Annotated in this window: 25 protein-coding genes; 8 read left to right on the top strand and 17 right to left on the bottom strand. The window is 64.0% G+C overall.

What is annotated here, in order from left to right:
• Positions 1-7: 7 nt before the first annotated feature.
• The 7 genes from GBJ34_RS17975 to GBJ34_RS17945 all read right to left on the bottom strand — a co-directional run bounded on the left by GBJ34_RS17975 (position 8) and on the right by GBJ34_RS17945 (position 7,185).
• Entirely contained in the window at positions 8-1,177 is a 1,170-nt protein-coding gene (locus GBJ34_RS17975; RefSeq protein ID WP_151720578.1) for an efflux RND transporter periplasmic adaptor subunit, read from the bottom strand.
• 4 nt (positions 1,178-1,181) lie between these two features.
• On the bottom strand, positions 1,182-1,859 hold the full coding sequence (locus GBJ34_RS17970) for a TetR/AcrR family transcriptional regulator (protein WP_226341260.1): 678 nt from the start codon (positions 1,857-1,859) through the stop codon (positions 1,182-1,184).
• A 107-nt stretch (positions 1,860-1,966) separates the two neighbouring features.
• Complete coding sequence (locus tag GBJ34_RS17965; RefSeq protein ID WP_226341259.1) at positions 1,967-3,115, bottom strand: OpgC family protein; 1,149 nt, start codon at positions 3,113-3,115, stop codon at positions 1,967-1,969.
• A complete protein-coding gene (gene mdoH / locus GBJ34_RS17960; RefSeq protein WP_151720577.1) occupies positions 3,102-4,919 on the bottom strand; it encodes a glucans biosynthesis glucosyltransferase MdoH in 1,818 nt (605 codons plus the stop codon). The genes GBJ34_RS17965 and mdoH overlap by 14 nt, the downstream gene beginning before the upstream one ends.
• Before the next feature lie 3 nt (positions 4,920-4,922).
• Complete coding sequence (locus tag GBJ34_RS17955) at positions 4,923-5,111, bottom strand: hypothetical protein (protein ID WP_151720576.1); 189 nt, start codon at positions 5,109-5,111, stop codon at positions 4,923-4,925.
• Positions 5,111-6,742 carry a glucan biosynthesis protein gene (locus GBJ34_RS17950; RefSeq protein ID WP_151720575.1) on the bottom strand — a complete coding sequence of 544 codons (1,632 nt, stop codon included), beginning with the start codon at positions 6,740-6,742 and terminating at the stop codon, positions 5,111-5,113. Before GBJ34_RS17950 ends, GBJ34_RS17955 begins: the two co-directional genes overlap by 1 nt.
• Before the next feature lie 227 nt (positions 6,743-6,969).
• Positions 6,970-7,185 (bottom strand): SlyX family protein, encoded by a 216-nt coding sequence (locus tag GBJ34_RS17945; RefSeq protein ID WP_192931279.1) that lies wholly within the window; start codon positions 7,183-7,185, stop codon positions 6,970-6,972.
• Positions 7,186-7,270: 85 nt separating this feature from the next.
• On the opposite strand from GBJ34_RS17945, the gene hisS reads away from it, so the two are divergent.
• The 3 genes from hisS to hisG are packed head-to-tail and all read left to right on the top strand — an operon-like array spanning position 7,271 to position 10,574.
• Positions 7,271-8,773 (top strand): histidine--tRNA ligase, encoded by a 1,503-nt coding sequence (hisS, locus tag GBJ34_RS17940; RefSeq protein WP_151720574.1) that lies wholly within the window; start codon positions 7,271-7,273, stop codon positions 8,771-8,773.
• Positions 8,770-9,870 (top strand): ATP phosphoribosyltransferase regulatory subunit, encoded by a 1,101-nt coding sequence (locus GBJ34_RS17935; protein ID WP_151720573.1) that lies wholly within the window; start codon positions 8,770-8,772, stop codon positions 9,868-9,870. The genes hisS and GBJ34_RS17935 overlap by 4 nt, the downstream gene beginning before the upstream one ends.
• Positions 9,867-10,574 (top strand): ATP phosphoribosyltransferase, encoded by a 708-nt coding sequence (hisG, locus tag GBJ34_RS17930; protein WP_151720572.1) that lies wholly within the window; start codon positions 9,867-9,869, stop codon positions 10,572-10,574. Before GBJ34_RS17935 ends, hisG begins: the two co-directional genes overlap by 4 nt.
• A 30-nt stretch (positions 10,575-10,604) precedes the next feature.
• Here hisG and GBJ34_RS17925 read toward each other — a convergent pair whose 3' ends face one another.
• From GBJ34_RS17925 to GBJ34_RS17915, 3 genes are all read right to left on the bottom strand, one after another.
• Positions 10,605-11,393: an exodeoxyribonuclease III gene (locus GBJ34_RS17925; RefSeq protein WP_151720571.1), complete on the bottom strand. Its 789-nt coding sequence runs from the start codon at positions 11,391-11,393 to the stop codon at positions 10,605-10,607.
• A gap of 67 nt (positions 11,394-11,460) precedes the next feature.
• Positions 11,461-11,775, bottom strand: a complete 315-nt coding sequence (locus GBJ34_RS17920; protein WP_151720570.1) for a hypothetical protein — start codon at positions 11,773-11,775, stop codon at positions 11,461-11,463.
• A gap of 466 nt (positions 11,776-12,241) precedes the next feature.
• Positions 12,242-12,928: a response regulator transcription factor gene (locus GBJ34_RS17915; protein WP_151720569.1), complete on the bottom strand. Its 687-nt coding sequence runs from the start codon at positions 12,926-12,928 to the stop codon at positions 12,242-12,244.
• Between the two features lie 156 nt (positions 12,929-13,084).
• On the opposite strand from GBJ34_RS17915, the gene ribA reads away from it, so the two are divergent.
• Complete coding sequence (ribA, locus tag GBJ34_RS17910) at positions 13,085-14,173, top strand: GTP cyclohydrolase II (RefSeq protein ID WP_151720568.1); 1,089 nt, start codon at positions 13,085-13,087, stop codon at positions 14,171-14,173.
• A gap of 50 nt (positions 14,174-14,223) precedes the next feature.
• On the opposite strand, the gene GBJ34_RS17905 is transcribed toward ribA, so the two are convergent.
• Positions 14,224-14,877, bottom strand: a complete 654-nt coding sequence (locus GBJ34_RS17905; RefSeq protein ID WP_151720567.1) for a YggS family pyridoxal phosphate-dependent enzyme — start codon at positions 14,875-14,877, stop codon at positions 14,224-14,226.
• A gap of 96 nt (positions 14,878-14,973) precedes the next feature.
• The gene (locus GBJ34_RS17900; RefSeq protein ID WP_151720566.1) at positions 14,974-15,870 is read right to left on the bottom strand and encodes a porin; all 897 of its coding nucleotides are present in this window, start codon (positions 15,868-15,870) and stop codon (positions 14,974-14,976) included.
• Between the two features lie 358 nt (positions 15,871-16,228).
• Here GBJ34_RS17900 and GBJ34_RS17895 point away from each other — a divergent pair, with 358 nt between their 5' ends.
• The 4 genes from GBJ34_RS17895 to holA all read left to right on the top strand — a co-directional run bounded on the left by GBJ34_RS17895 (position 16,229) and on the right by holA (position 20,904).
• Positions 16,229-16,768 carry a DUF3576 domain-containing protein gene (locus GBJ34_RS17895; RefSeq protein WP_192931278.1) on the top strand — a complete coding sequence of 180 codons (540 nt, stop codon included), beginning with the start codon at positions 16,229-16,231 and terminating at the stop codon, positions 16,766-16,768.
• Positions 16,769-16,881: 113 nt separating this feature from the next.
• Positions 16,882-19,434, top strand: coding sequence for a leucine--tRNA ligase (gene leuS, locus GBJ34_RS17890; RefSeq protein ID WP_151720565.1), 2,553 nt, complete (start codon positions 16,882-16,884; stop codon positions 19,432-19,434).
• Positions 19,421-19,906, top strand: coding sequence for an LPS assembly lipoprotein LptE (lptE, locus tag GBJ34_RS17885; RefSeq protein ID WP_151720564.1), 486 nt, complete (start codon positions 19,421-19,423; stop codon positions 19,904-19,906). Before leuS ends, lptE begins: the two co-directional genes overlap by 14 nt.
• On the top strand, positions 19,903-20,904 hold the full coding sequence (gene holA / locus GBJ34_RS17880; protein WP_151720563.1) for a DNA polymerase III subunit delta: 1,002 nt from the start codon (positions 19,903-19,905) through the stop codon (positions 20,902-20,904). The genes lptE and holA overlap by 4 nt, the downstream gene beginning before the upstream one ends.
• Positions 20,905-21,122: 218 nt before the next feature.
• Here the strand turns inward: holA and GBJ34_RS17875 are convergent, their stop codons facing one another.
• The 5 genes from GBJ34_RS17875 to GBJ34_RS17855 all read right to left on the bottom strand — a co-directional run bounded on the left by GBJ34_RS17875 (position 21,123) and on the right by GBJ34_RS17855 (position 26,063).
• A complete protein-coding gene (locus tag GBJ34_RS17875) occupies positions 21,123-22,358 on the bottom strand; it encodes a saccharopine dehydrogenase family protein (protein ID WP_151720562.1) in 1,236 nt (411 codons plus the stop codon).
• Positions 22,359-22,395: 37 nt separating this feature from the next.
• Entirely contained in the window at positions 22,396-23,490 is a 1,095-nt protein-coding gene (locus tag GBJ34_RS17870) for a carboxynorspermidine decarboxylase (RefSeq protein WP_151720561.1), read from the bottom strand.
• A gap of 109 nt (positions 23,491-23,599) precedes the next feature.
• Positions 23,600-24,214: a 2-dehydro-3-deoxy-6-phosphogalactonate aldolase gene (locus GBJ34_RS17865; protein WP_151720560.1), complete on the bottom strand. Its 615-nt coding sequence runs from the start codon at positions 24,212-24,214 to the stop codon at positions 23,600-23,602.
• Positions 24,211-25,128 (bottom strand): 2-dehydro-3-deoxygalactonokinase, encoded by a 918-nt coding sequence (locus GBJ34_RS17860; protein WP_226341258.1) that lies wholly within the window; start codon positions 25,126-25,128, stop codon positions 24,211-24,213. The genes GBJ34_RS17865 and GBJ34_RS17860 overlap by 4 nt, the downstream gene beginning before the upstream one ends.
• Positions 25,129-25,151: 23 nt before the next feature.
• Entirely contained in the window at positions 25,152-26,063 is a 912-nt protein-coding gene (locus tag GBJ34_RS17855) for a Gfo/Idh/MocA family protein (RefSeq protein ID WP_151720559.1), read from the bottom strand.
• Positions 26,064-26,173: the final 110 nt, after the last annotated feature.

The raw sequence follows: 26,173 nt of genomic DNA, 5'->3' as shown, positions 1-26,173 counted from the left end.
GCGATCCTCACTCGACTGCGGCCAGCACCGGATTGATCCGGTCACCGTTCCGCACGAAAGCCCCGGCCTTGGTCACCACCAGATCGCCCTCCGCGATGCCTTCGCTGACCTCGACCCATTCACCGTCACGGATGCCGGTCTGAACCGTCACCTCCTGCACGGTGCCGTCCGCCACGCGGCGGATAATCGCCCCCTGCGGGGTAGAGCCGATGGCCGAAACCGGCACCGCCAGCACAACGCGTTCCGCCACCAGAATCTCGGCATCGGCATACATGCCGGACCGCACGATACGGGCATTGTCGATGGCGATCCGCGCGATGCCAAGGCGCGAGGATGAATTCACCCCCGGCTCCACCAGCCGGACCGAACCGCGCAGCGCCTCGGGGCTGGCAGCGGTGCGGATGGCGACCGTCATGCCGGGTTGCAGCTTCACCAGATCGGATTCGGCGATCTCTGCCTTCACCTCAAGGGCCGCATCCTTCATCAGCACGAACATCGGCTGGCCCGCCGCACTGGCCACCGCACCGATCTGGGCGTTGCGCGACAGAACCTCGCCGGCGACCGGGGCCACAACCTTGGTGCGGGTCAGGTTCAGTTCAATATTGGCCAATTGCGCCTCGGCGCTTTCGACCTGCGCCATCGCCGATTCCAGTGTTTGCTGCGACGCGGTGGCGCGGGCGCTGCTTGCGGTGGCGGTGGCTTCGGCCTGATCCAGCGCCGCCTGCGCCGCATTGCCGGATTTGTTCAGCGCGCGGGTGCGATCTGCCACACGCGCCGCCTCATCGGCGGAGGCCTGCGCCTCCAGGACACCGGCCTCAGCCTGCGCCACCGCCGCCCGAGCCGCCGCCAGTGCTGCCTTCAACTGGCTGCGCTGCAGTCCCAGCGACGAAGGCGAAAGCGTCGCCAGAACCTGCCCGGCCTCGACGTAATCGCCCACCTCGGCTTCCAGCGTCTCGATAGGTTGGCCCTCGACCAAGGGCTGCACCAGCACCTCTTCGACGGCACCGACCAGCCCGCCCGCGATCACCCGGTCGCGCAGATGGCGCTTTGACACTTCGGAGACCGAGATGGCCGGAAGCCCAGCCGTCTCTGTCGGCGCCGGCGCGGCAGCCTCGGCCAATGCCATCCCAGGAAGCGCCGCCATAGCCGCCAAGGCGGCAAGTTTGAACACACGCATGTCTTTATCCCTTTGCCCGCGCCGCAGCCACTTCATCCAGAATGGCATCGACGATCCTTTGCACCAGCGCGCCCACGGCCGCGCCATCCGTTACGGGCTTCCCGCCCTTTTTCTGCATGGCAACCGCCTTCACCATCATGATGGCCACCCGCGCATGTGCGCCAAACCGTTCCCGGCAATCGGCTTCGCTCAGGCCGGTAATCAACGCGAAGGCATGGTTCAGATAGCAGACGATCTCGTCTTCCATGCCAAATACCACCGCCGCAATTTCCGGCTTGCGGGCCGCCGCCGCGTGAATTTCGCACCACAGCGCGCCGTCCTCACAGACCGCGACCTCTTCCGAGATACGCTCATGCAGGCCAAAGCGAAGCGCCTCGAACGGATCATCGGCGGCCAGGATCATCGCAAATTTTGCCTCGACCTCGGCCAGATCCAGCCGGATCAGGGCCTCCACCATCGCCGCCTTGGACGAGAAATAGCGGTAGAAATTGCCCACGCTCATGCCCGCCGCCCGGGCCAGATCCTGCATCGATGCGCCGTCAAAGCCCTTTTCGATAAAGGTCTTGCGGATGCTGTTCAGGATTTCTGCTTCGCGCGCTTCTTTCGGATCGGGGGGCGCGGCGGGCAGGGTGTCAGGTTGGGAATCGGACATGGCTTCGGTCTTGAGGGAATGAATGTTCATTCACTCAATTTCCGAAATTGATCCTGCAGTCAAGAAACTCCGCAAAGCAAAAGGCCGGAAATCGCGTCGCGATCCCCGGCCCTGCCCATTTTCCGATCAGAATAAGGTCAGGTCTGCGCCTCGCGCCGCTCAGCCCGGCCCCATGCCTCCTTCGACCAGGCCAGCAACAGCATCGCCGCGATACCGGCACCGATCAGCAGGCAGTCCAGCGCGAAGCTGGGTTCGGCCACATATTTGATGCCATTGGCCCCATAGCACAGTACAACCCCCAGCCCGAACACCGCCAGCCCGTTGCGCCCCAGCAGCGCAAAGGGCGCAAGCAGCCGGTGACCACAGGCGGCCTTGATCGCAGGGAACGCGCTCAGCACATAGGCCAGGGCAAGGGCGTGGCTGAGGCGCGGGAAGCCGAGGAAAGTCTTGTCAAAGGCGGTCAACAGCCAATGCACCGGCATCACCTGCCCCAGCAGGTAAAGCGAATGGCCAAAGGCATCCGAGACCGGCTTGAACAGCGAACAGGCCAGCGCAAAGGCCAGCCATGCAAAGGCCAGCGCCAGCAGCCATGTCTTCACCGGCACGAAGCGTTCGCCGCGACGATAGGCCAGCCCGGTCAGCAGGCCGATGGTGAACATCAGGTTCCAGCTGAACGGATTGAAGAACCAGCCGCCGCGCATCGGGAAATTCGGCATGTTGAAATAGATCACCGCCGCCGCCACCCAAAGCGCGACAGCGCCCAGCAGCGTCAGCTTTGGCCAGCGCAAGCCGCAGAACAGCGTCAGCGGTGAGACGAACAGCAACACCGAATAGAGCGGAAGAATATTGGCATAACCGATCTGATGGGTCAGCAGCGGGATCCCGATCAGGAATTGCAGCGGCATCTGCCATTGAAAGCGGATCGCATTCTTGGTCATGGCAACGAACTCACCGCCAAAATAGGCGGTGGCCGCCGTCAGGCCAAGCGCGATCACCGTGGTGACGATATGCACCTGATACAGTGTCCAGACCCGCCGCCAGATCCTGGCCACCCCGGTCCACCAGCGCGCGGGTGTCTCGAAGAACTTGCCGTAAGCCAAGCCCGCCGCGATCCCCGACATCAGCACGAAACCTTCGGCGGCATCGGAAAAGCCGAAATTGCGGGTGGTGAACATCTCGAACACGGTGCCGGGCGTGTGGTTGATGAAGATCATCACCAGCGCAAGCCCCCGAAACACATCAAGCCGCAGATCCCGCTCGCGGCGCGGGGCCTCAGATGGCGGCACGGGCGGGCTCCGCTGCGGTGGCTTCGGCGATGCTGGTCATCCTGTTCTCCCAATCCCCGAGGATCTCGCGCTGACGGCGCATCACCGGGGGTTCCTCAACTTCGGTCGGGGTCAGGAACAGGCCGCCACCGGCGCGCCGCGAGGACCAGCTGATGATCAGCGGGGCCAACATCATCGGCACCAGAACGGGCAGCATCCAGACCACAAGCCCGGGAGCGAGATACCATGTGACGGCCAGACTGACCAAGCCCGTTGTCACCACCCAATGACTGGCGGCCCATGCCTCGCTCACGGTCAGCCGCGCATCGCCCCGGTTGTTGGTCGGCCAGCCACCATCACGGCCAAACAGGACCTGAAACACGCTGCGTGTCTGATAGGCCAGAAGCACCGGCGCGGAGATCGATGAAAACACCAGCTCCGCCATCATCGAGGCAAAGCCGCGCAGCGCCCCGCCAAAGCCCGCAGCCCGCCCGCTCATGGCCGCATGAAGCGCCACCGCGAATTTCGGCAAGATCAACAGGCCGAACACACCGATGGCCAGACCGATCGCCTTGGATGTCTCGGCCTGCGGGAAGATCGGAAAGGGCCAATAAGGTTCGGGAAAGTAATCCGGTGGCGGAGCGAAGAACGGTGCCGCCACCGAAGCCAGCATGAAGCCGATCCAGAACAACGGCGAGATATAGGCCATGATGCCCTGAAAGAACACGAAGCGGCTCCAGGGTTTCAGGCCGGGGGCCAACAGCAGCCGCACATGTTGCAGGTTGCCCTGGCACCAGCGCCGATCTCGCTTGGCGTGATCGACCAGATTTTCCGGGCCTTCCTCGTAGCTGCCGCCCAGATCGTCATCCAGCCGCACGCGCCAGCCGGCCCGCGCCAGAAGCGCAGCCTCGACATAGTCATGGCTCATGACATGGCCGCCGAAGGGCGGCTTGCCGCGCAATTCCGGAAGGCCGCAACTTTCGGCGAAGGCGCGCACCCGCACCATGGCATTGTGGCCCCAGAACGGGCCGGTGCGGCCCTGCATCATCGCAAGGCCACGTGCAAAGACCGGCGAATGGAAGGCTGCAGAAAACTGCATGGCACGCCCAAAACGGGTTTCCGCGCGCGTCACCACCGGCAGGGTCTGCAGCAAGCCGATATCGGATTCGGCCTGCATCCGGCGGGCCATTTCCACAATGGTCGCCCCCTCCATCAGACTGTCGGCATCCAGGATCAGCGCAAGCTCGTAAGCCCCGCCCGATTGCATGATGAATTCTTCGACGTTCCCGGCCTTCTTGCCCTTGTTGTCGCTGCGACGGCGGTAAAAGATCCGCCCTTCAGCCCCGCGATCCGCGACCAGACGCAAGAACCATTCGCGTTCTTTCGCCGCAATCGTCTCGTTGCGGCTGTCGGACAGGATGGCGAAATGGAACAGATGGCCATAGCCCGTCGCCTGCAGGCTTTCGTCCATCGCCGCAATGCGCGAGAAGGTGGTCACCGGATCTTCGTTGTAAACCGGGACCAGCACCACGCAATGCGCGCTGAGCGGTTCGGCCAGTTGCACCGGCGGCGGCGCGGCATCGGTGGTAAGGCCCATCAGGCCCTGCACCGCGCCCCATGCCAGCCACCAGGTGGAAATCAGGATCAGCACCGCCCGCAGGATATCGATGAAATCGAGCCCGTCCGACCAGCCGAACTGCAGGAACAGCATGAAGGCACCAGCCCCCGCCATCAGGCTGAGAGCAATCGCCACCCCGCGCGGCAGGGCGGATCGGTCCCGCGCGGGCGTGCCGCGCGTCGCAGCACGCGTCACGGGGCTGGACATGGATTAAAGCCCCTGACGCGGATCCTGGCGCGGCACCGGCACCAGATGCAGCAGGGCCAGCAGGCTGCGATGCAGCGGGCGTGCCGATTCAAGCACCTGCTTGGGCATGACCAGCGGTGCGGCGACCGGAGTGCCGATCTCGCGCACCCGTTGCTCGATCTCGGCGGCGGAGAGGGAAGCGACGTTCGGCATCACGCGTTGATCCATTGATAGAGCCAGTTTTCAGAAAGCTTGCGACCGAAACCCGCGACATGCGCCGCCAGTTCCACGGTCGCGCCCGATTCAGTCTTCACATCCAGCACCAGACGCCAGACATCCGAGCCCCAGACGCGCGAGAAGCTCTGCGCGGTGATCTCGCCACCATGGACGATCACCACCGGCTCAATCGGCGAATCCGCGGGCAGAGGGTCAAGCGGGCCGCCGGTGAAATCGATGACGAACTTGCGGGTATTCCCGGCGCTTTCCACGCCCGAAACACCACCCACGCCCGATCGCGTCTCCAGCACATGCGCCAGATCGGCGCGATCCTCGATCGGCAGGCTGCCCCAACGCAGGCGATAGGCAAATTCGCGGGCGTCACCGGCCTTCACCGCACCCTCCGGCACCCAGAAGGCCACGATATTGTCGTTCACTTCGAGATCCGAGGGGATCTCGACCAGACGGACGATGCCCTTGCCCCAATCACCCACCGGCTCCACCTCAAGCGAGGGGCGGCGCTCGTAATGGGCTTCGCTGTCCTGATAATGCTCGAACGCGCGGTCGCGCTGATGCAGACCGAAGGCGCGCGGGCTTTGCTCCATCAGATGCGAGCCGGCCAGACGCGGCGGGTTGTTCAGCGGGCGCCACAGCACATCGCCATCGGTGCGGGTGATGCGCAGGCCGTCGCTGTCATGCACCTGCGGGCGGTAATCGTCGAACTGGTGACGGTTGCGCTCCGAGAACAGATACATGGAGGTCAGCGGCGCGATGCCAAGCTGTTTCACATCGGCGCGGAAGAACAGGCGCGCGGTGACATCCATCACCGTCTCTTCGCCCGGCACGATCACAAAGCGATAGGCCCCGGTAACCGAGGGCGATTCCAGCGCGGCATAGACCACGATCTCGCGCGCACCCGGCGCGGGCTTCTCGACCCAGAAGGACGAAAAGCGCGGAAACTCCTCAGCCACATCGGTGGCGGTGTTCAGCGCAAGACCACGCGCCGACAGGCCGTAACCCGACCCCTGCCCCAAGGCACGGAAATAGGAGGCACCAAGGAAAGCCACGACCTCGTCCATCACGTCGAGACGGTTCAGCGGATAATGCAGACGGAAGCCCGCAACGCCCGGCATCTTTTCGCCCGCCGGAACCTTCGCCGCCAGCTCGTTCAAAAACCGGAAATCGTCGGTGGTGAAGGTCATCTCGGTCGCAAGACCGTCCTTCACCTCATACATCTGCACCGGCTCGGCAAACAGCCAACCCATCGGGAAGGCGTGCAGCTGGAACTGGCTGACCGGCGCACCGGCCTCCGTGGTCTTGTCTGCCCGCCAGCGCGCGCGCTCCGGGTTGTAGCTGACCAGACGGTAATCATCATATTTCAGGCCAGCAAAGAATCCGGTGATCTTTTCCGGCGCGACATAGGCGCTTTTGGCTTTGTCCTGCATCGACAGCGTCAGCATATCGAAGCTGAATTGCTGCGGCGCGGCGGTAGCCGGCTGCGCCGGGGCCTGCTGCGCCAGCGCCCCGCGCCCGGCCAACCCGGAGACAGCAACGGCGGATGCGGAAACTGCCGAAAGAATCAGCGCACGGCGGGTCAGGTCAGGAACGGCATCAAGGCCGAAGGACATGGCGGAATTCCGATACTTACGAGGCACGGGACTCTGTGCCTTCTTCCGCGCTGCTATATCTGTGTGCGGGCGCGTTTTGCAAGGTCACCTCGCTGTGGCGTGACAGTCTGAGCGCGAATCTGCCCGCCTGTTGCAATGCAGCATAGCCCCCTCGGCGAAACCTTGCGCAAGCCCCTGTCGCGCGGGAATAATATTGCCGAAAGTCGCGGCGTGGCCGCACCGATTGCCTACCAATGCGGCGGTTTCTGATCGGCCAGAGGAATCGCCCCCAGCCCCTCGATCTCGGCTGCCTCACGCTCGGCCTCGCGCTGCAACAGCATGGCCACCCGGCGGGTCAGCACGTCGATCTCGCGGCCCTGCCCGGCCATCACATCCGACATGTCCTCCACCATGCGCGTCAGATGCGCGATCTGTTCTTCCAGCGCGATCACTCGGTCTGTCATATCCAGCTCCATTTGGCTGCGCTCCACTTGTCCCGAAATGTCCCATCCGCTAAGGCAAAGTCGATTGCAAGCGAGGCTGACCCCAATGTCGCAAGACAAATCCGCCAAGGACAAACCCGCCCGCCGCCCCAAGGCCGAACCGCCCAAGGGCTTCCGCGACTATTTCGGTGCCGAAGTCACCGAACGCAAGGCGATGCTGGATCAGATCGCCGGGGTTTACCATGCCTATGGTTTCGATCCGCTGGAAACCAGCGCGGTGGAGACGGTCGAGGCGCTTGGAAAGTTCCTTCCCGATGTGGATCGCCCCAATGAGGGCGTCTTTGGCTGGCAGGACGAGGATGAGCAATGGCTTGCCCTGCGTTATGACCTGACAGCGCCGCTGGCCCGCGTGGCCGCACAGTTCCGCAACGACCTGCCCTCGCCCTATCGCCGCTATGCGATGGGTCCGGTCTGGCGCAATGAAAAGCCGGGGCCCGGACGGTTCCGCCAGTTCTATCAATGCGATGCCGATACCGTGGGCAGCCCGACGGTTGCGGCGGATGCCGAGATCTGCGCCATGCTGTCGGACGCGCTGGAGGTCGTGGGCATTCCGCGCGGCGACTACATCGTGCGGATCAACAACCGCAAGGTTCTGAATGGCGTGATGGAGGTGGCGGGCGTTCTTGACCCCTCCGATCCGACCCGGTTCGAGGCCGAGCGTGGCATCGTGCTGCGCGCCATCGACAAGATCGACCGGCTGGGCGATGCGGGCGTGCGCGCTTTGCTGGGTGCGGGCCGCAAGGACGAATCCGGTGATTTCACCAAGGGCGCGGGTTTGGGTGACGCGCAGGCCGAGGTCGTGATGGCCTTCATGGCCGCCAGGCGCGACACAGGCGCGGCCACGGCGGCGCGGCTGCGCGATCTGGTCGGGGCCTCGAGCATCGGGCTGGAAGGCGTGACCGAGCTGGAAACCATGGCCGAACTGCTGGATGCGCAGGGCTATGGCCCGGATCGCATCATTCTGGACCCCGGCGTGGTCCGGGGCCTTGGCTATTACACCGGCCCGGTGTTCGAGGCCGAACTGACCTTTGAGATTCTGGATGAAAAGGGCCGCAAGCGGCAGTTCGGCTCGGTCTCGGGCGGCGGGCGCTATGACGATCTGGTCAAACGCTTCACCGGGCAAGCGGTGCCCGCAACCGGCGTCTCCATCGGCGTCGACCGGCTGCTGGCGGCACTCCGCGCCAAGGGCCGCACGGGCGGCGAGGCGCAGGGGCCGGTCGTGGTGACGGTGATGGATCGCGACCGCATGGGCGATTACATGGCGATGGTCGGCGAGCTGCGCCGCGCGGGCATCCGGGCGGAAGTTTACCTCGGCAATCCCAAGAACTTCGGCAACCAGTTGAAATACGCCGATAAACGCCAAAGCCCCATCGCGGTCATCCAGGGCGGCGACGAGGCGGCGAAAGGCGTGGTGATGCTGAAGGATCTGATCCTTGGCGCACAGATCGCGCAGAATGCCACGCTGGAAGAATGGAAAGACCGGCCCGCGCAGGTCGAGGTCGCGCGCGGGGATCTGGTCGCCGCCGTGACGCGGATGCTGGCGCAATGACCGTCACCCCGCAGGCCCGCGCCGAGGCCGAGGCGCTGTTTGCGGCGCTGCGCGACAGCGGTGCGGTGGCGGTGGAGGCTGATATCCTGCAACCGGCAGGGACGCTGCTGGATCTTTACGGCGAGGATATCCGCGCCCGTGCCTATATCACGCAAGATCCGCTGCGCGGTGAAATGGTGCTGCGCCCGGACTTCACTGTGCCCGTGGTGCAGGCCCATATGGCCGACGGCGCCGAGCCCGCGCGCTATACCTATATGGGCGAGGTGTTCCGCAAGCAGGATCACCTTGGCCCGCGCGCCAGCGAATATCTGCAGGTGGGCTATGAGGTCTTTGACCGCGATGCCCCCGAAGCCGATGCCGAGGTTTTCGCGCAGTTCGCGCGGCTGTTGGCAGATCTGTCGCTGCGACCGCTGACCGGCGATATCGGCATCCTTCTTGCCGCGATTGAAGGCCTGACCACCACGCCCCGGCGCAAGGCGGCGCTGCGCCGTCATGTCTGGCGGCCCCGGCGCTTTCGTGCGCTGCTGGATCGCTTTGCCGGGCGCGCGCCGATCCCGGCGGACCGGCTGGATCTGCTCGCGCGGCTGCGCGCGGGCGATCCCGAACGCCTGATGGCAGAGGCCGGGCCGCAGATCGGCCTGCGCTCTGCCGAAGATATCGCGGAACGCGCGCAGGCACTGCTGGAAGATGCCGAGGCCCCGGCGATCGCCGCGCCCGAGGCTGCACTGCTTTATGACCTGATCGGGCTTGCCGCGCCCTCGGATGCGGCCTTGCAGCATCTGCGCGGCATCCAGCCGCTGATGCCTGCGATCCTGCCCGCCGTCGACCGTTTCGAGACCCGGCTGGCCGCGCTGCGCCGCCGTGGCGTCGATACCGCCAGCCTGCCGTTTGAGGCCAGCCATGGCCGCTCCACGCTGGAATATTATGACGGCTTCGTCTTCTCGTTCCATGACGAGCAGTCGGGCGATCCACCCGTTGCATCGGGCGGGCGCTATGACGCGCTGACCGCGATTCTGGGGCAAGGCCGTTCCATCCCCGCCGTGGGCGGCATCATCCGTCCGGCGCTGGTCGCCGCGCTGAAAGGGGGCCGGGCATGAGCCTCAAGATCGGTGTTCCGTCCAAGGGGCGGCTGATGGAAAAGACCTTTGACTGGTTCGGGGCACGCGGCGTAACGATGCGCCAGACCGGGGCCGAGCGCGAATATTCCGGCGCGGTCGATGGCATTGATGGCGTTGAACTTGTGATGCTGTCGGCAGGCGAGATCCCGCGCGAGCTGGCCGCGGGCCGCATCCATCTCGGTGTCACCGGATCGGACCTGGTGCGCGACAAGCTGGCCGACTGGAACCAGCAGGTCGCTGAACTGGCGCCGCTCGGTTTTGGCCATGCCGACCTGATTTTGGCGGTTCCGGCCTGCTGGATCGATGTCGACAGCCTTGATGATTTGGATGCCGCAGCCGCAGCCTTCCGCGCACGGCACGGGTTCCGGCTGCGCATCGCGACCAAGTATCACCGGCTGGTCCGCGACTACCTGACCGAAAACGGCATTGCCGATTACCAGCTGGTCGACAGTCAGGGCGCGACAGAGGGCACAGTGAAGAACCTGACCGCCGAAGCGATTGCCGATATCACCTCCACCGGCGAGACGCTGCGGGCCAACCACCTGAAGATCCTGCAAAATGCGGTGATCCATCAAAGTCAGGCGACGCTGTTCCTCGCCCGCAGGGCCGATTGGCCGCCTGAGGCGCGGGCGGTGCTCTCCGCCCTGAGCGCCAAACTGGGTCTGGAGCTGCCCGCCGTCTGATCCGCGTCTGATCGCGGCGGGCCACCCGGTTTACAGATCAAACGTCGCGAAGACCGGCACATGATCCGAAGGCTGGTCCCAGCCGCGCACAGGCCGCAGGATGCGCGAGCCATGCGCCGCGTTGGAAATATCTGGCGTAGCCCAGACGTGATCCAGACGCCGCCCCTTGTCCGCGCCATCCCAATCGGCGGCGCGATAGCTCCACCAGCTGTAAAGCCGCCCCTCGGGAATATCCTGCCGGGTCACATCGACCCAGGCGCCCGCCTCTTGCGTCTGCGCCAGATGTTCCACCTCGATCGGGGTGTGGCTGACGATCTTCAGCAATTGCTTATGGCTCCAGACATCGTCCTCGCGCGGGGCGATGTTCAGATCGCCGACAAGGATTGATTTTTGCGGCTTTGCCTGATGCGCCCAATCCCGCATCTGCGTCAGGTAGTCCAACTTTTGGCCAAACTTCACGTTCTGCTCGCGGTCGGGGATATCGCCGCCTGCAGGCACATAGAAATTGTGGATGGTGACGCCATTTTCCAGCCGCCCCGCCACATGGCGGGCATGGCCGAGCTGTGCGAAATCTTCGCCGCCAACATCCTCGATCGGCATTTTCGAAAGGATCGCCACGCCGTTATAGCCCTTCTGGCCGCGCGCCACCATGTTGCGGTAGCCAAGCGCGTGAAATTGCTCCAGCGGGAACTTTTCGACCGGGGTCTTGATCTCTTGCAGGCACAGCACATCGGGTGCCTCTTCCTGCATCAAGCGGCTGACCAGCGCCTCGCGCAGACGGACGGAATTGATATTCCAGGTGGCGATGGTGAAACTCATGGGCGCTCTCCTTTACGGCCCCCATTTCTAGGGGGCCGGGGCCCATGCAGCAAGCCGAAGCTTGCGGTTACTGAATGGTATAGGTGCCGGTGGCGCAGATATCGGTATTGTCCTGCAACACATCGCCATCGGCAAAAACCATGCGCAGGTCATAGGCGCAGCCCTGTGCCCCCGCGATCACCACCTCGCCCGATCCACCCGCAGCCAGCCCGTTGCCGGCAAGGATGTTCTCCTCCCAATTGTCGTTGCCGACGGGGGAGGCATAGAACTCGGTCAGTTCTGTGGCGGTCAGGTTGGACAGGGTAAAGCTGAGGTCATCGGCAAAGGCTGGCGCGGCAAGGCCGCTGGCGGTGGCGATGGCAAGGATCATGCGCAGGGTCATCGGGCCTTCCTCCCGGCGCGACATGCGCCGTTACCTGATGATGTAGGCGCAGGTGCTGTCAAATCAACCGGATTCCCATTTTCGCGATGGGGGGAGTTTACCGCGATCTGCATCACATCGGGCCGCATGACCAGGGCCAGGCACAAAAGAAATGGCCGGGCAAAGCCCGGCCAGTCGCCCTCAGGGAGATGAGCCCGACTGTTGCGGGAACTCACCTTAAGGTTGTAGCACGGAAAAATCCCTTTGGATAGGCACCGTGGAACGATCCAGAAAAAAAGGCCGGGCAAAAGCCCGGCCAGTCCAACAGGGAGGAACCACATCATAACCCCGATGTGGACAGGGGAACCTTTCGCGCCATTGCAGCCTTGGCTGCGCTGGCCTACAAACCGGATATAGGTAGCGGCCCTGTCAACAATAAGGCCCCAAAACCTTAATATCCGTTGAATCTTTCAAGGTTGCAGTTCGGTCACACCACCAGACGATACCCGCCGCTTTCGGTGACCAACAGCCGTGCATTTGACGGATCGGGTTCGATCTTCTGGCGCAGGCGATAGATATGGGTTTCCAGCGTATGGGTGGTGACCCCGGCATTATAACCCCAGACCTCATGCAAAAGCACATCCCGCGCCACAACCCCTTGTTGCGCACGATAGAGATACTTCAGAATATTGGTCTCTTTCTCGGTCAGGCGGACCTTGCGTTCCTTCTCGTCCACCAACAGCTTCTGCGACGGCTTGAACGTATAGGGCCCAAGCTGGAAAACCGCGTCTTCCGATTGCTCATGCTGGCGCAGCTGGGCACGTATACGCGCCAGCAAGACCGGAAACTTGAACGGCTTGGTCACATAATCATTCGCGCCCGCATCAAGGCCCAGAATGGTGTCGGCATCCGAATCGTGGCCGGTCAGCATCAGCACCGGGCATTTCACCCCGGCCTTGCGCATCCGGCGGCACAGCTCGCGCCCGTCGGTATCCGGCAGGCCAACGTCCAGGATGACGATATCGTAGCCGCCAGCCTTGGCCTTCTCCATGCCCTCAAGCCCGGTCGAGGCTTCGAACACATCGAAATCCTCGGTCATCACCAACTGTTCACTCAGCGCCTCGCGCAGATCGTCGTCGTCATCGACCAACAGGATTTTCCGAAGCTGCGGCATGGTGTTCTCCTTGGCTGCTTGGATCACAGATGCGGGAGGCACTGCGATCCGACAAGGTTTGCTGCAGGAATTTCACGCGCTCGTGTCGCCATGCGGGGATATGTTTCAATTCCCGCTGCGGATCGTTACATGAATCGGGGAAGAAGGAGAGCGCCAATGCCGCTGAGCCCCAGCATCATCGAACGTCTGAACCGGGCCCGTGGCGACCTGCGCATGGGTGTGCCGGTCGTGCTGACCTCGGGCGGCGACGCGGCACTGGCCGTGGCGGTCGAGGCGCTGACCGCTAATCGCCTGACCGAGCTGCGGCAGTTGGGCCAGCCGGAACTGGCCCTGACCGCCTGGCGCGCCAGCACCCTGCGCGCCCGGGTCTATGATGGTGATACCGCCCGGCTTGCCGTCCCGGATGAGCTGGGCGTGGACTGGCTGCGCGCCATGGCCGATCCGGCCGATGATCTGCGCGTGCCGATGAAGGGGCCGTTCCATTGTCTGCGCGGCGGCGATCCTGCGCTGGCGCGCGCTGCGATCAAGCTGGTGAAATCGGCGCATCTGCTGCCCGCAGCACTCCTGCTGCCGCTGACCGACGCGGCTGAGACAGCCGCCCTAATGAACCTGACCCTGATCGATCTGGCCGAGGCCGAGCCGGAGCTGGAACGCGCCTCGATCATGCATGAGGTTGTGGCGGCCCGGTTGCCGATGATCGCTTCGGATGCCGGTCGTGTGCATATCTTTCGCCCCGAGGATGGCGGTGAGGAGCATTACGCCATCGAGATCGGCCAACCGCCGCGCGACCGCCCGGTTCTGGCCCGCCTGCATTCCGCCTGTTTCACCGGCGATGTTCTGGGCAGCCTGAAATGCGATTGCGGTCCGCAATTGCGGTCCGCGCTGGCCCAAATGGGGCAGGAAGGCGCGGGCGTCCTGCTTTACCTCAATCAAGAGGGGCGCGGGATCGGCCTTGCCAACAAGATGCGCGCCTATTCGCTACAGGATCAGGGCTTTGACACCGTTGAGGCCAATCACCGCCTCGGTTTTGAGGATGACGAGCGCGATTTCCGCATTGGTGCCGCCCTGCTGCGGCGGCTTGGCTTTGGCGCGGTGCGGCTGCTGACCAACAACCCGCGCAAGATCGTGATGATGGAAGGTCAGGGCCTGAAGGTGACAGAGCGGGTGCCGCTGAAAGTGGGCGAGACGCCACAGAACCGGGCCTATCTGGCGACCAAGGCCGCCAAGTCAGGCCATTTGTTGTAACGGGCAGCCCGCGCCAAGCCAGGGTCGCCAGCCTTCGCTTGCCACCTGCCTCAGCTTGTTACACGGGCACCGAAGATCGCGCTGCCGACCCGCACATGCGTCGCCCCGTGGGCAATGGCGGTTTCGAAATCGCCGCTCATCCCCATCGACAGCCCGCGCAGGCCGTTGCGTTCGGCAATCTGTGCCAGATGCCGGAAATGCGGCGCGCTGTCCTCGCCATCGGGCGGGATGCACATCAGGCCCGCGATGGGCAGGTCCATCAACCGGCAGGCCGCGATGAAATCATCCGCCTGATCCGGCAGGACGCCCGCCTTTTGCGGTTCTTCGCCGGTATTGACCTGCACGAACAGCTCCGGGCTGATGCCGTGTTGCTGCACGAGGCGCGCCAGCTTCTCAGCCAGCGAGGGCCGGTCCAGCGTGTGGATGGCGTTGAACAGCTCCAGCGCGGTCTTGGCCTTGTTGGTTTGCAGCGGCCCGATCATATGCACCGAGACATCCGGGTGGCGCTGGCGCAGCCCCGGCCATTTGCCGGAAGATTCCTGCACATAGTTTTCCCCAAAGATCCGGTGGCCATTGTCCAGCAGCGCCTCGATCCGCGCCAAGGGCTGCAGTTTTGACACGGCGATCAGCGTGACCGACCCTTCAGGACGGCCCGCCTCTTTGGTGGCAACGGCGATGCGTGCGGAAATCTCTGCCAGTGACATACGGCCCTCCTGCGTCTTCCGCAGCAATAGAAGGCCTATCCCAAAAAGAAAAGAGCGGGCAAAGCCCGCTCTTTCCCAAGTCCAGATCCGTTAGGATCAGAACTTCATGGTGATGCCGAGGTCGGCAACGGTGTCGGCGTTGTAGTCGGAGTCAACGATACCGACTTTCAGAGCAGCGCCGCCGCCCAGGTCATAGGACACGCCCAGACCGAAGGTGTCAGCATCGCCAGCCAGACCGAGGTCGTCACGACGTGCGAAAGCGGTCAGCGTGGTTGCGTCCATGCCGTAGTCAACCGACAGACCATAGGACTTTTCGATCACGGTGTTGTCGAAGTCCGAGTAGTAGGCTTTGACAGTGGCCGCGCCGAAGGTGCCCGAACCGCCGATGATGATTTGCTCGGCTTGGTCGTTGCCCGGGGTGCCCGACAGGTATGCCAGAGCGAGCGAGTAGGTGTCAGCGGTGTAAGCCACTGCGACCGAGTACGAAGCGTCCGGATCAACGGTCGCAGCGTTGTCGTCTGCACCGTCGGTCAGGCCGAGGTACACGCCGAAAGCGCCGGTCGAGTAGGAGTACAGAGCGCCGGTGCCGTCGAAGTCGCTGCCGTCATCGCCATTGATGTACGGGATGTCGGAATAGTCGCCCAGACCGGTGTAGCCCACGCCCGACAGGTCGCCGAGAGCAGCTTCACCAGCGGAAACCACGTCACCCATTTCCAGTTTGCCGAAGCCACCCGAAACCCAGATGGTGCCAGCGCTCATGTTGGTTTTGCCAGCAGCGCCGGCAGCGTTGTCAGCGCGGAACGAAGCGCCGAACGACAGGCCGTTGTCCGACTCAGCCGACAGATCGAACTGAACGCGAGCGCGAGCGTGGAACTGCACGTCCTCGCCGTCGTACACAACACCGAGGCGGCCGTTGCCCGACAGAGCGACTTCAGCAGCAGCGAAGCCAGTGGTTGCAGCCAGGATGCTGGTCGCAAGAAGAATCTTTTTCATCGTGTTCCCTCGTTGTCTCAAGGTGCGGCCCAACTCAGGGGAATCCGAATTGGGTATGGAGCCTATTTCAAGCGACGGCGGTCCGATTGCAATCACTCTGGTGGCCCGGCCCGGTCAAGGCATGGCCGATGATGCAGCAATGTCACACCCCGCCCGATGGTGCCGGCGATCGCTCCGCTCATGCACCGGGTTCCGCTGTGCGAGCATTCGCGGCAGGCCCCACACAGGCGATGCACGCGCGCGTAATGCGTGGATATTCAGCGGATCACCACCACTGCCGGGCCCGGATCAGGCAAAAGCCCTTGTTCGCGACGGCAGGGACGGTATAGAGAGCAGAGCAATGGCCTCGGGGGTAGGAATGAAAGTGCAAGGCATCATGCGCGCCGCGACGGTCGGCCTCATTACCCTCGCACTGACAGCATGTGGTGGCGGCTCTTTCTTCAAGCGCACCGGAATGCCCAGCGATCAGGATCTGCAAAGCCGTGAAATCGCCCGCAGCCAGCAGGCCGCGATCAAGGCGCATGAAGACCGGCTTGACCCGGATAGCGGCGGCTCGACCCTTTGGGATCTGTTCACCAACACCAAAGACCCCGACACGGCGGTCGAGGTGAACAAGTATCTCTGGCAGGCCTCGCTCGATGTGCTGAATTTCCTGCCGATCGAGACGGTTGATCCTTTCACCGGCGTGATCGTGACCGGCTATGGTGCCCCGCCCGGCGGCGGCCGCGCCTATCGCGCCACGATCTATGTCAGCGACCCCGCCCTTGATGCGCGCTCGCTGCGCGTGTCGCTGCAAGGCCGTGGCGGTGCCGCCGTCTCGCCCGAGACTCAGCGCGCGGTGGAGGATGCGATCCTGACCCGCGCCCGCGAGATCCGCATCCGCGACAGCAAGCTCTGACACAAGGCCTGCTCCCGGCTTCTGCCCTGGCGCAATCCAATGGGTGCAATCCACTGGCCTTTCGCGGCGCGGCGGTGTAATTCCGCGCGGCAATCCTGTGGAATGAGGCAAGCATGTCGCGCTATGAACCCGGCCAGATCGAGGCCAAATGGCAAGAGGCCTGGGACAAGGCCGGGGTCTTCACCGCCACCCGCGACGCTGCCCGCCCCAAATACTATGTGCTGGAGATGTTCCCCTATCCGTCGGGGCGCATCCATATGGGCCATGTCCGCAACTACACCATGGGCGATGTTGTGGCGCGCTACAAATCCTCCTGCGGATTTTCGGTGCTGCATCCGATGGGCTGGGACGCCTTCGGGATGCCCGCCGAGAATGCGGCGATGGAACGCGGCGGCCACCCCAAGGACTGGACATACGGCAATATCGCCGACATGCGCGGCCAGATGAAACCGCTGGGCCTGTCGATTGACTGGAGCCGCGAATTTGCCACCTGCGATCCGGAATATTACGGCCAGCAACAGGCGATGTTCCTTGATATGATGGACAAGGGCCTGATCTACCGCAAGGCGGCGGTGGTGAACTGGGATCCGGTCGATATGACCGTGCTGGCCAATGAGCAGGTCGAGAATGGCCGCGGCTGGCGCTCCGGCGCATTGGTGGAGCGGCGCGAGCTGACCCAGTGGTTCTTCAAGATCTCCGACTATGCCGAGGATCTGCTGGAGGCGCTGGACGGGCTGAAGGACTGGCCCGAGAAGGTGCGGCTGATGCAGGCCAACTGGATCGGCAAGTCGCGCGGGCTGCAATTCGCGTTTGAAACCATCGGCGCGCCCGACGGCTTCGAGAAACTGGAATGCTACACTACCCGTCCCGACACACTGATGGGCGCGGCCTTTGCGGGCATCAGCCCCGATCACCCTATTGCGAAGGCACTGGAAAGCGATCCGAAGGTCGCGGCCTTCCTGGCGCAATGCCGTCTGGGCGGCACCACCGCCGAGGCGCTGGAAACCGCCGAAAAGATCGGGTTTGACACCGGCATCCGGGTGAAACACCCGCTGAACCCGGATTGGGAGCTGCCGGTCTGGATCGCCAACTTCATCCTGATGGATTACGGCACCGGCGCCATCTTCGGCTGCCCGGCCCATGACCAGCGCGATTTCGAATTCGCCACCAAATACGGGTTGCCGATCAACCCGGTCTTCGTGGCCGAGGGCGCGGCAGAGGCCCCGCTGACCGAGGCCTTCATCCCGATGAAGTCGGAGCGCGTGCAATATGTCCGCGCCCTTGACGGCAACCGCGTCATGACCGGCGACGAAGGCGTAGCCCAGGCGATTGCGCTGGCCGAGGCCCGCGGCTTTGGTCAGGGCGTCACCAAGTTCCGCCTGCGCGACTGGGGCATTTCGCGCCAGCGTTACTGGGGCTGCCCGATCCCGGTGGTGCATTGCGCCACCTGCGGCGTGGTGCCCGAGAAGAAAGAGAACCTGCCGGTCGAGCTGCCCTATGATGTCAGCTTTGACAAGCCCGGCAACCCGCTGGACCGTCACCCGACCTGGCGCGATGTGGCCTGCCCGAAATGCGGGGCGGCTGCCAAGCGCGAGACGGATACGATGGATACCTTCGTCGATTCGTCCTGGTATTACGCGCGCTTCACCGCGCCGCGCGCCACCACGCCCACCGTGGCCGAGGACGCCGCTTACTGGATGAATGTCGACCAGTATATCGGCGGCATCGAACACGCGATCCTGCATCTGCTCTATTCCCGCTTTTTCGCCCGCGCGATGAACGAGACAGGGCATCTGCCGGAGAAAGCGCGCGAGCCCTTCAACGCGCTGTTCACCCAAGGCATGGTGACGCATGAGATCTACCTGACCCGCGATGCCAATGGCCGCGCGGTCTATCACCTGCCGGAAGACATCATCCGTTCCGAGGCAGGCGCCACCCTGAAAGACGGCACCGTGGTCGAGGTCATCCCATCGGCCAAGATGTCGAAATCGAAGAAGAATGTTGTCGACCCGATGAATATCATCGCCGATTTCGGCGCTGACACCGCGCGCTGGTTCGTGATGTCGGACAGCCCGCCGGAACGCGATGTGGAATGGACCTCGTCCGGGGCGGAGGCCACGGCAAAGCATCTGGGCCGGGTCTGGCGTCTGGCCGATGAGATCAGCCGCGACACGACCGCCCCCACCGATGAGGATCAGGCGCTAGCCCGTGCCGCAGCCCGCGCCATTGTCGATGTGACCTACGGGATCGAGAACTTCGCGTTCAACAAGTCGGTCGCGGCGCTTTACGGCTTTACCAATACCTTGGCCAAGGCAAAGGCCGGGGCCGAGGCGCGCAAATCCGCGATGCGCATCATGGCGCAACTGATGTCGCCGATGGTGCCGCATCTGGCCGAAGAGGTCTGGGCGATGCTGGGCGGCGAGGGGCTGGTGGCCCGCGCGCCCTGGCCCAAGGCCGATCCCGCGCTGCTGGTCGAGGACAGCGTGACCCTGCCGATCCAGATTAACGGCAAGCGTCGGGCGGAAATCAGCGTGCCGAAGGACATGCCCGCATCCGAGGTTGAAAAGATCGCGCTGGCGAATGAGGATGTCATCAAGTTCCTCGCCGGTCAGCCGGTGAAGAAATTCATCGTCGTGCCGGGGCGCATCATCAATGTCGTGGTATAAACGCCGTAACTTCATGGCCTTGACGGGTGCAGCCCTTGCCGGTTGCACCTTCACCCCCGCCTATGCGCCGGGCGGCCCTGCCGCCACTTTGCAGGGCGCGGTGCGTGTCGACAGCCCCGACACGAAGAACGGCTTTGATCTGGTTGAGCGGCTGGAGGAACGGCTGGGCCGCCCTGATGCGCCGCGCTACAACCTGTCCTACCGGATCGAGACTGACCGCATCGGCGTGGGTGTCACGCCGGAAAACGCGATCACCCGCTATCACCTGCGCGGCCGCGTGATCTGGCAATTGACCGATCTGGCAGGCACCAAGGTGACCGAAGGCGTGGCCGACAGCTTTACCGCCTGGTCCGCCACCGGATCGACGGTCGCCGGCCTTTCGGCCGAGGAAGACGCGGCTTATCGCCTGATGCGCATTCTGGCCGATCAGATGGTGACCCGGCTGCTCGCCTCGGTCGGCACCCAAGGATGAAGCTGAGCGGGGCGGCGGCGGTTGCCTATTTCGGCAAGCCGGATCCGCAATCGACCGGGTTGCTGATCTATGGTCAGGATGCGATGCGCGTGGCGCTGCGGCGGCAAGAGGTCATCCTTGCCCTGATCGGCCCCGAGGGCGAGGGCGAGATGCGCCTGACCCGGATGCAGGGGGCCGATCTGCGCAAGGACCCGGCGCTTCTGATGGATGCGATGAAGTCGCAAGGCTTCTTCCCTGGCCCGCGCGTGGCCTTTGTGGAGGATGCGACCGACACGCTGACCGCCGCCGTGACCGAGGCGCTGAAGGATTGGCGGCCCGGCGATGCGCAGATCGTTGTCACCTCCACCAGCCTGACCACCAAGTCCTCCTTGGTGAAGATCTTTGACGCACATCCCACAGCGCGATCCGTCGGGATCTATGACGACCCGCCCTCGCGCGAGGAGATCGAGGCCACCTTGCGCAAATCCGGCCTGACCGAAATCGGGCGCGAGGCGATGAATGACCTGCTGACGCTGGCGAAAGAGCTGGACCCCGGCGATTTCCGCCAGACGGTCGAGAAGATCGCGCTGTATAAATGGGGCGATACCACGCCGCTGAGCGCGGCGGATGTCGCCGCCATGGCCCCCGCCACCACCGAGGCCGAGATCGACGATGTGCTGGACGCCGTGGCCGAGGGCCGGGGTGCTGCGGTCGGACAGCTGATGCGGCGGCTGGAGGGTCAGGGCGTGGCCCCGGTCACGCTTTGCATCTTTGCGATGCGGCATTTCCGGCTGCTGCACGCGTTGGCAGTCGATCCGCGCGGCCCGGCCTCCTACCGTGTGCGCGGCCCGCGCAAGGACCGCATCATCCGGCAGGCGCAGGAATGGGGTCTGCGGCGGCTGGAGGACGCGGTGAGCCTGATCGTGGAAACCGACCTGACCTTGCGATCCGCCTCGCGCGCGCCCGCCATGGCCGTGATGGAACGGGCGCTGATCCGGCTTGCGATGATGAAGCGGTAAAGGCTTTGGGGGCGCTGCCCCCGGCCTGTCTGCGACAGGCCTCCCCCGGAGTATTTGGGCAATCAGCAAAGTCAGGCTGGCAGCGAATTTATAGCGGCCGGGTTGGGGCTGCGAAGTCTGGCGCAGTTGTTGCGGGGCAGCCGCGACACTGGCCCTTGGAAAACAGGACGGCCGGGCTTTGGGGGCCCGGCCGTTATGGTATCCAGGAAGGTGCGCAATCAGAATTGCAGCGGGCGGTCGCCGTTTTCATCCTTGATGCGCGAGGGCAGACCCATCTCGTTCAAGAGGTTGATGAAGGGCTTGGGGTCAAGCTCTTCGACATTGACCATGGTGCCGATATCCCAGGTGCCATCGGCGATCAGCAGCGCGGCCACCACCGGCGGCACGCCTGCGGTATAGCTGATGCCCTGACTGCCGACCTCATTATAGGCTTCCTTGTGATCGGCCACGTTATAGATCAGGATCTCTTTCTCGACCCCGTCCTTCAGCCCGCGCACCACATCGCCGATGCAGGTCTTGCCGGTGTAATTCGGCGCGAGGCTGGCCGGATCGGGCAGCACGGCCTTCACCACTTTCAGCGGCACGACCTCATGCCCCTCGGCGGTTTTCACCGGCTTCTCGGACAGAAGGCCAAGGTTCTTCAGCACGGTGAAGACATTGATGTAATGGTCGCCAAAGCCCATCCAGAACCGCACATCGGCGTCCTTGTAGCGGGCGGACAGGCTGTGCACCTCGTCATGGCCGGTCAGATAGGCCTTCTGATCACCGACCACCGGCAGGTTCCATACGCGGCCCACCTCGAACATGCTGTTCGACTGCCAGGCCCCCTGCTGCCAGGAATAGACCGTGCCGGTGAATTCGCGGAAGTTGATCTCGGGGTCGAAATTGGTCGCGAACCATTTTCCATGGCTGCCTGCGTTGATGTCGACGATGTCGATCGAGGTGATCTGATCCAACATGCCTTCGGCCACCCGCGCCCAGGCATTCACCACGCCGGGATCAAAGCCGATACCGAGGATCGCGGTGACGCCCGCCGCCTTGCAGCGGTCGCGCCGTTGCCATTCGTAATTGCCATACCAAGGCGGGGTTTCGCAGATCTTCTTCGGATCCTCATGGATCGCGGTGTCCATATAGGCGGCGCCCGTCTCGATACAGGCCTCCAGCACTGTCATGTTCACGAAGGCGGAGCCCACATTGATCACGATCTGGCTGCCGGTCGCGCGGATCAGGGCCGCGACTTCGGCGCTGTCCATCGCGTTCACGGCATGGGCCTCGAACACGCCAGGCACTTTCATCGCGCCCTTTTCATGGACGCTGGCGATGATCGCCTCACATTTGGCCCTGGTGCGGCTGGCGATATGCAGATCGCCCAGACGGTCATTGGCCTGCGCGCATTTATGGGCCACGACCTGTGCCACGCCACCGGCGCCAATGATCAATACGTTCCGTTTCACTTCGAACCGTCTCCTTTAAGGACAGAGGGAAGGGGGGTCAGCCGAGGCTGCTCTCGTAATCGGCATAGCCGAATTCGCGCTTCAGGCTCAGCGAGCCATCCAGTTCACGCACCACGATGGAGGGCATTTTCACGCCGTTGAACCAGTTCTTCTTCACCATCGTATAGCCCGCCGCATCCGCGATGCTGAGCCGGTCACCGACCATCAGCGGGCGGTCGAAATGGAACTCGCCGAAAATATCGCCCGCAAGGCAGGATTTGCCGCAGATCATCCAAGGCTGATCGCCCGAAGTCTCCATCCGCGCCGATTGGCGATAGATCAGGAGATCGAGCATATGCGCCTCGACCGAACTGTCGACGATGGCCAGATCCTTGCCATTGTGCAGCGTATCGATCACCGTGACCTCAAGCGAGGCGGATTGGGTGATCGCGGCCTCGCCAGGTTCCAGATAGACCTGTACCTCGAACCGATCCGCAAAGACGCGCAGCCGTTCGGCCAGGCGGTCCACCGGATAGCCTTCGCCGGTGAAATGGATGCCGCCCCCGAGGCTCACCCATTTCAGACGCTTCAGCAGGGGACCGAATTCTTCCTCGATCCGCGACAATTGACGGTCGAACAGGTCGAAATCGCCATTCTCGCAATTGTAATGGATCATGAAGCCGGAGATGCGATCCATCACCGTTTCAATCTTGCTCTGGTCCCATTCGCCCAGGCGCGAGAAGGGGCGCGCCGGATCGGCCAGATCGAAGCCCGAGGTGCTGAACCGCGGGTTCAGCCGCAGCCCGCGGGCGATCCCGGCGGAATGGTTGTCGAACCGCTCCAGCTGGCCGATGGAATTGAAGATGATCTTGTCGGCATAACCGACCGCCTCGGCGATCTCGTGATCCGACCAGGCGACCGAATAGGCATGGGTTTCCTTGCCGAACTTCTCGCGGCCCAAGCGCAGCTCATAAAGGCTCGACGAGGTCGTGCCATCCATATGCTCGCGCATCTGGTCGAAAACACCCCAGGTCGCAAAGCATTTCAGCGCCAGCAGCGCCTTGGCGCCGGAGCCGTGACGCAGCCGGTCGATGATCTCGAGGTTGCGCGAAAGCTTCGCCCGGTCGATCAGATAGTAAGGTGTCTGGAGCATCAGGAATCCCTCCCCAGGGCCAAAAGGGACAAGAGCGGCCTCACATATGCCCTATGACCTTTCTGTGCAAGGGATGTGACAGGTCCGGCCCCCCGGCTATGGCGCGGCCTCAGCCCCGTGCGGTTGCCGCATCATAGGCGGCAACCAGTGCCCGCGCCTTCTGCGCGACGATCTCGGCGCTGTCGCCCGGCTTGAACAGGGCGGTGCCAATGCCAAAGCCATCGGCACCTGCGCGCAGCCATTCGCCAAGGTTCTCGGTCCCCGCGCCGCCCACCGCATAGATCGGGCAGGTTTTCGGCAGTACCGCGCGCAGGGCGGCAATGCCCGCAGGCCCCATGATGCTGGCCGGGAAGATCTTCAGCCCGTCGGCACCTGCCCGCAAGGCCGCAAAGCATTCGGTCGCGGTGAACACACCGGGATAGGACAGCATCCCCGCCGCCTTGGTGGCGCGGATCACATCGGGGTTGCAATCGGGCGAGACGACCAGCCCCGCCCCCATTGCGGCAAGCCGTGTGACATCCGTCACATCCAGCACAGTGCCCGCCCCGATCACCGCGCGGGGGCCGATGGCCGCAATCATCGCCGCGATGCTCTCATAGGGATCGGGCGAGTTCAGCGGCACCTCGATCCGGTCGATCCCCGCCGCGACCAGCACCTCGGCCACGGCCACGGCCTCTTGCGGCAGGATGCCCCGCAGAATGGCGATGATCGGTCTGGGGCTCATGGCTGCATCTCCTGCAACAAGGCGCGGGCATGGATCAGCCCGGCAAGGGTCGTCGCTTCATTGTCCATCTTGGCCGCCTGAATGCCGTGCAGGGCCAGGGCTTGCGCGTAAAGATCGGCCAGCCGCCCTTCGCCGATCAGCGTGACGGGCTGATCCACCCAGATCGCGGCGGTCGCGGCCAGTTCCAGCCCGATCACCAGGCCCGACAGCCGCGCCCGTGCCGCATCGGGGCTTTCCTGACCCAGCAGCCCGCGCGCACGGATGCCGAACAGGGCGGTGGCAAAGCCGGCAGGTGCGGCCTGCATCGCAAGCACGCCATCGGCAAAGGCCGCATCATCCCAGCCCTGCCCCAGCCCGTGGCGCAGCACCGATCCCTGCGACAGCAGCGCAAACAGTTCCCCCGTCAGGGTCGTGGTAAAGCCGGTGACCACACCATTGGACACCTGCGCCCATTTCATATGGGTGCCGGGCAGGCCGATCGTGCCACTGAAGCCGGGATCGAGCGCAAGGCATCCGCCGATCTGCGTCTCTTCGCCGCGCATCACATCTGCCGGGTCAGATTGCGACAGGCCGGGAATGATCTGCACCGCAAGACCCGGATAATTGGCCTGCACCGTATGGAAGGGCGCGCCCAGCGGGTTGCAGGGCACCGCGCGATAGCCCGCCTCGGACCAGCCCTGTTTCGCCCCCACCATGCCGCAGGCCAGAACCGGGATCGGTGCCCCAGTTACCCAATCCGCGATCAATTCCAGCAAGGCAGGCTCAAACCCGTCGCGGCCCAGCGTGCCCATCCCGGCAGCCGAGCGCCGCGCCTCCTGCGCATCCGCCCCGCGCATCCGCCAGACCCGCAAGGATGAGGTGCCCCAATCCACCGCGATCCAGTCATCTGCAACTGCTTCAGAACGGGCCATCATCACGCCTCGGCTCGGGACATCGATCAGAACTCGAAGGCAGCGGTGCTGATCTGGCGCCCGATTGTAAAGGCGTCAGAGGTCAGGACCATCGGCCGCAGATCGGTGTCAGACGCCCCCGCCCGAACCAGCCCCGCCATATGGGCGTAAAGGGCCGGATACTCGCCCATGATCGACAGATCACCGCCCTCGGGCTTGCCATCAATCTCAAGCAAGTTGCCGCCCATGCGCAGGGCAAGCTGGCCCTGATCGGTGTCGAACTCCATATCCCAGGTCTGCGGCCCTTCCTGACGGAAGTCGAAATCGGCGCTGATGCCTTGCGCGAAACGCAGTCGCGCCGCGATGGGGGCCGCGCGATTGACGGGCACCTCCAGATCGGCGCCGGTCAGATGCAGGGCCATCGGCATGATCTCGGTCAGGATCGACAGCGCATTGATGCCGGGATCAAACACGCCCATGCCACCGGCCTCAAAGATCCAGTCCTGACCCGGATGCCATTTGCGCACGTCTTCCCGCCAGGTGATGCGCCCGGCGCGGATCTGCCGGCCGGCAAGCCAGGCCTTGGCCGCCGCCACCGCCTTGGCCGAGCGCGAATGCCAGCTGGTATACAGGCTGACACCCTGTGCCTGCGCCAGATCGATCAGCCCATGCACCTCGGAAAGCGTCGCCCCCGGTGGCTTTTCCAGCATGACGTGACGCCCGGCCAAAAGGGCGGCGCGCGCCACGTCAAAGCGCGGCACCGGCGGCAAGGCCAGCGAGACCACGCCGATATCGGGGCGCGCGGCCAACATATCCTCGATCCGGGTGTAGCTTTCCACGCCATCCACCGTGCCCGCGCGCGATACGGTCGCGGCCAGATCCCAATCCGGGCTGGCGGCAAGGGCGGGCACATGCTGGTCGCGGGCGATCTTGCCGATACCGACGAGAGCGATTTTCATGGGTGCAGCAGACATCAATGCGAATCCTTTCCGACATCTCTGCCGCGTTGTCCCTTGAGGAAGTCGAGATCGGCACCGGTATCGGCGCCGGTGACATGGGCGTGGTGCAG

The sequence above is a fragment of the Gemmobacter serpentinus genome, from assembly GCF_008973825.1.
GTDB classification, from domain to species: Bacteria; Pseudomonadota; Alphaproteobacteria; order Rhodobacterales; family Rhodobacteraceae; genus Gemmobacter; species Gemmobacter serpentinus.
The sequence above is the reverse complement of the archived record's forward strand: the minus strand, read 5'-3'. Positions and strand labels throughout refer to the sequence as shown.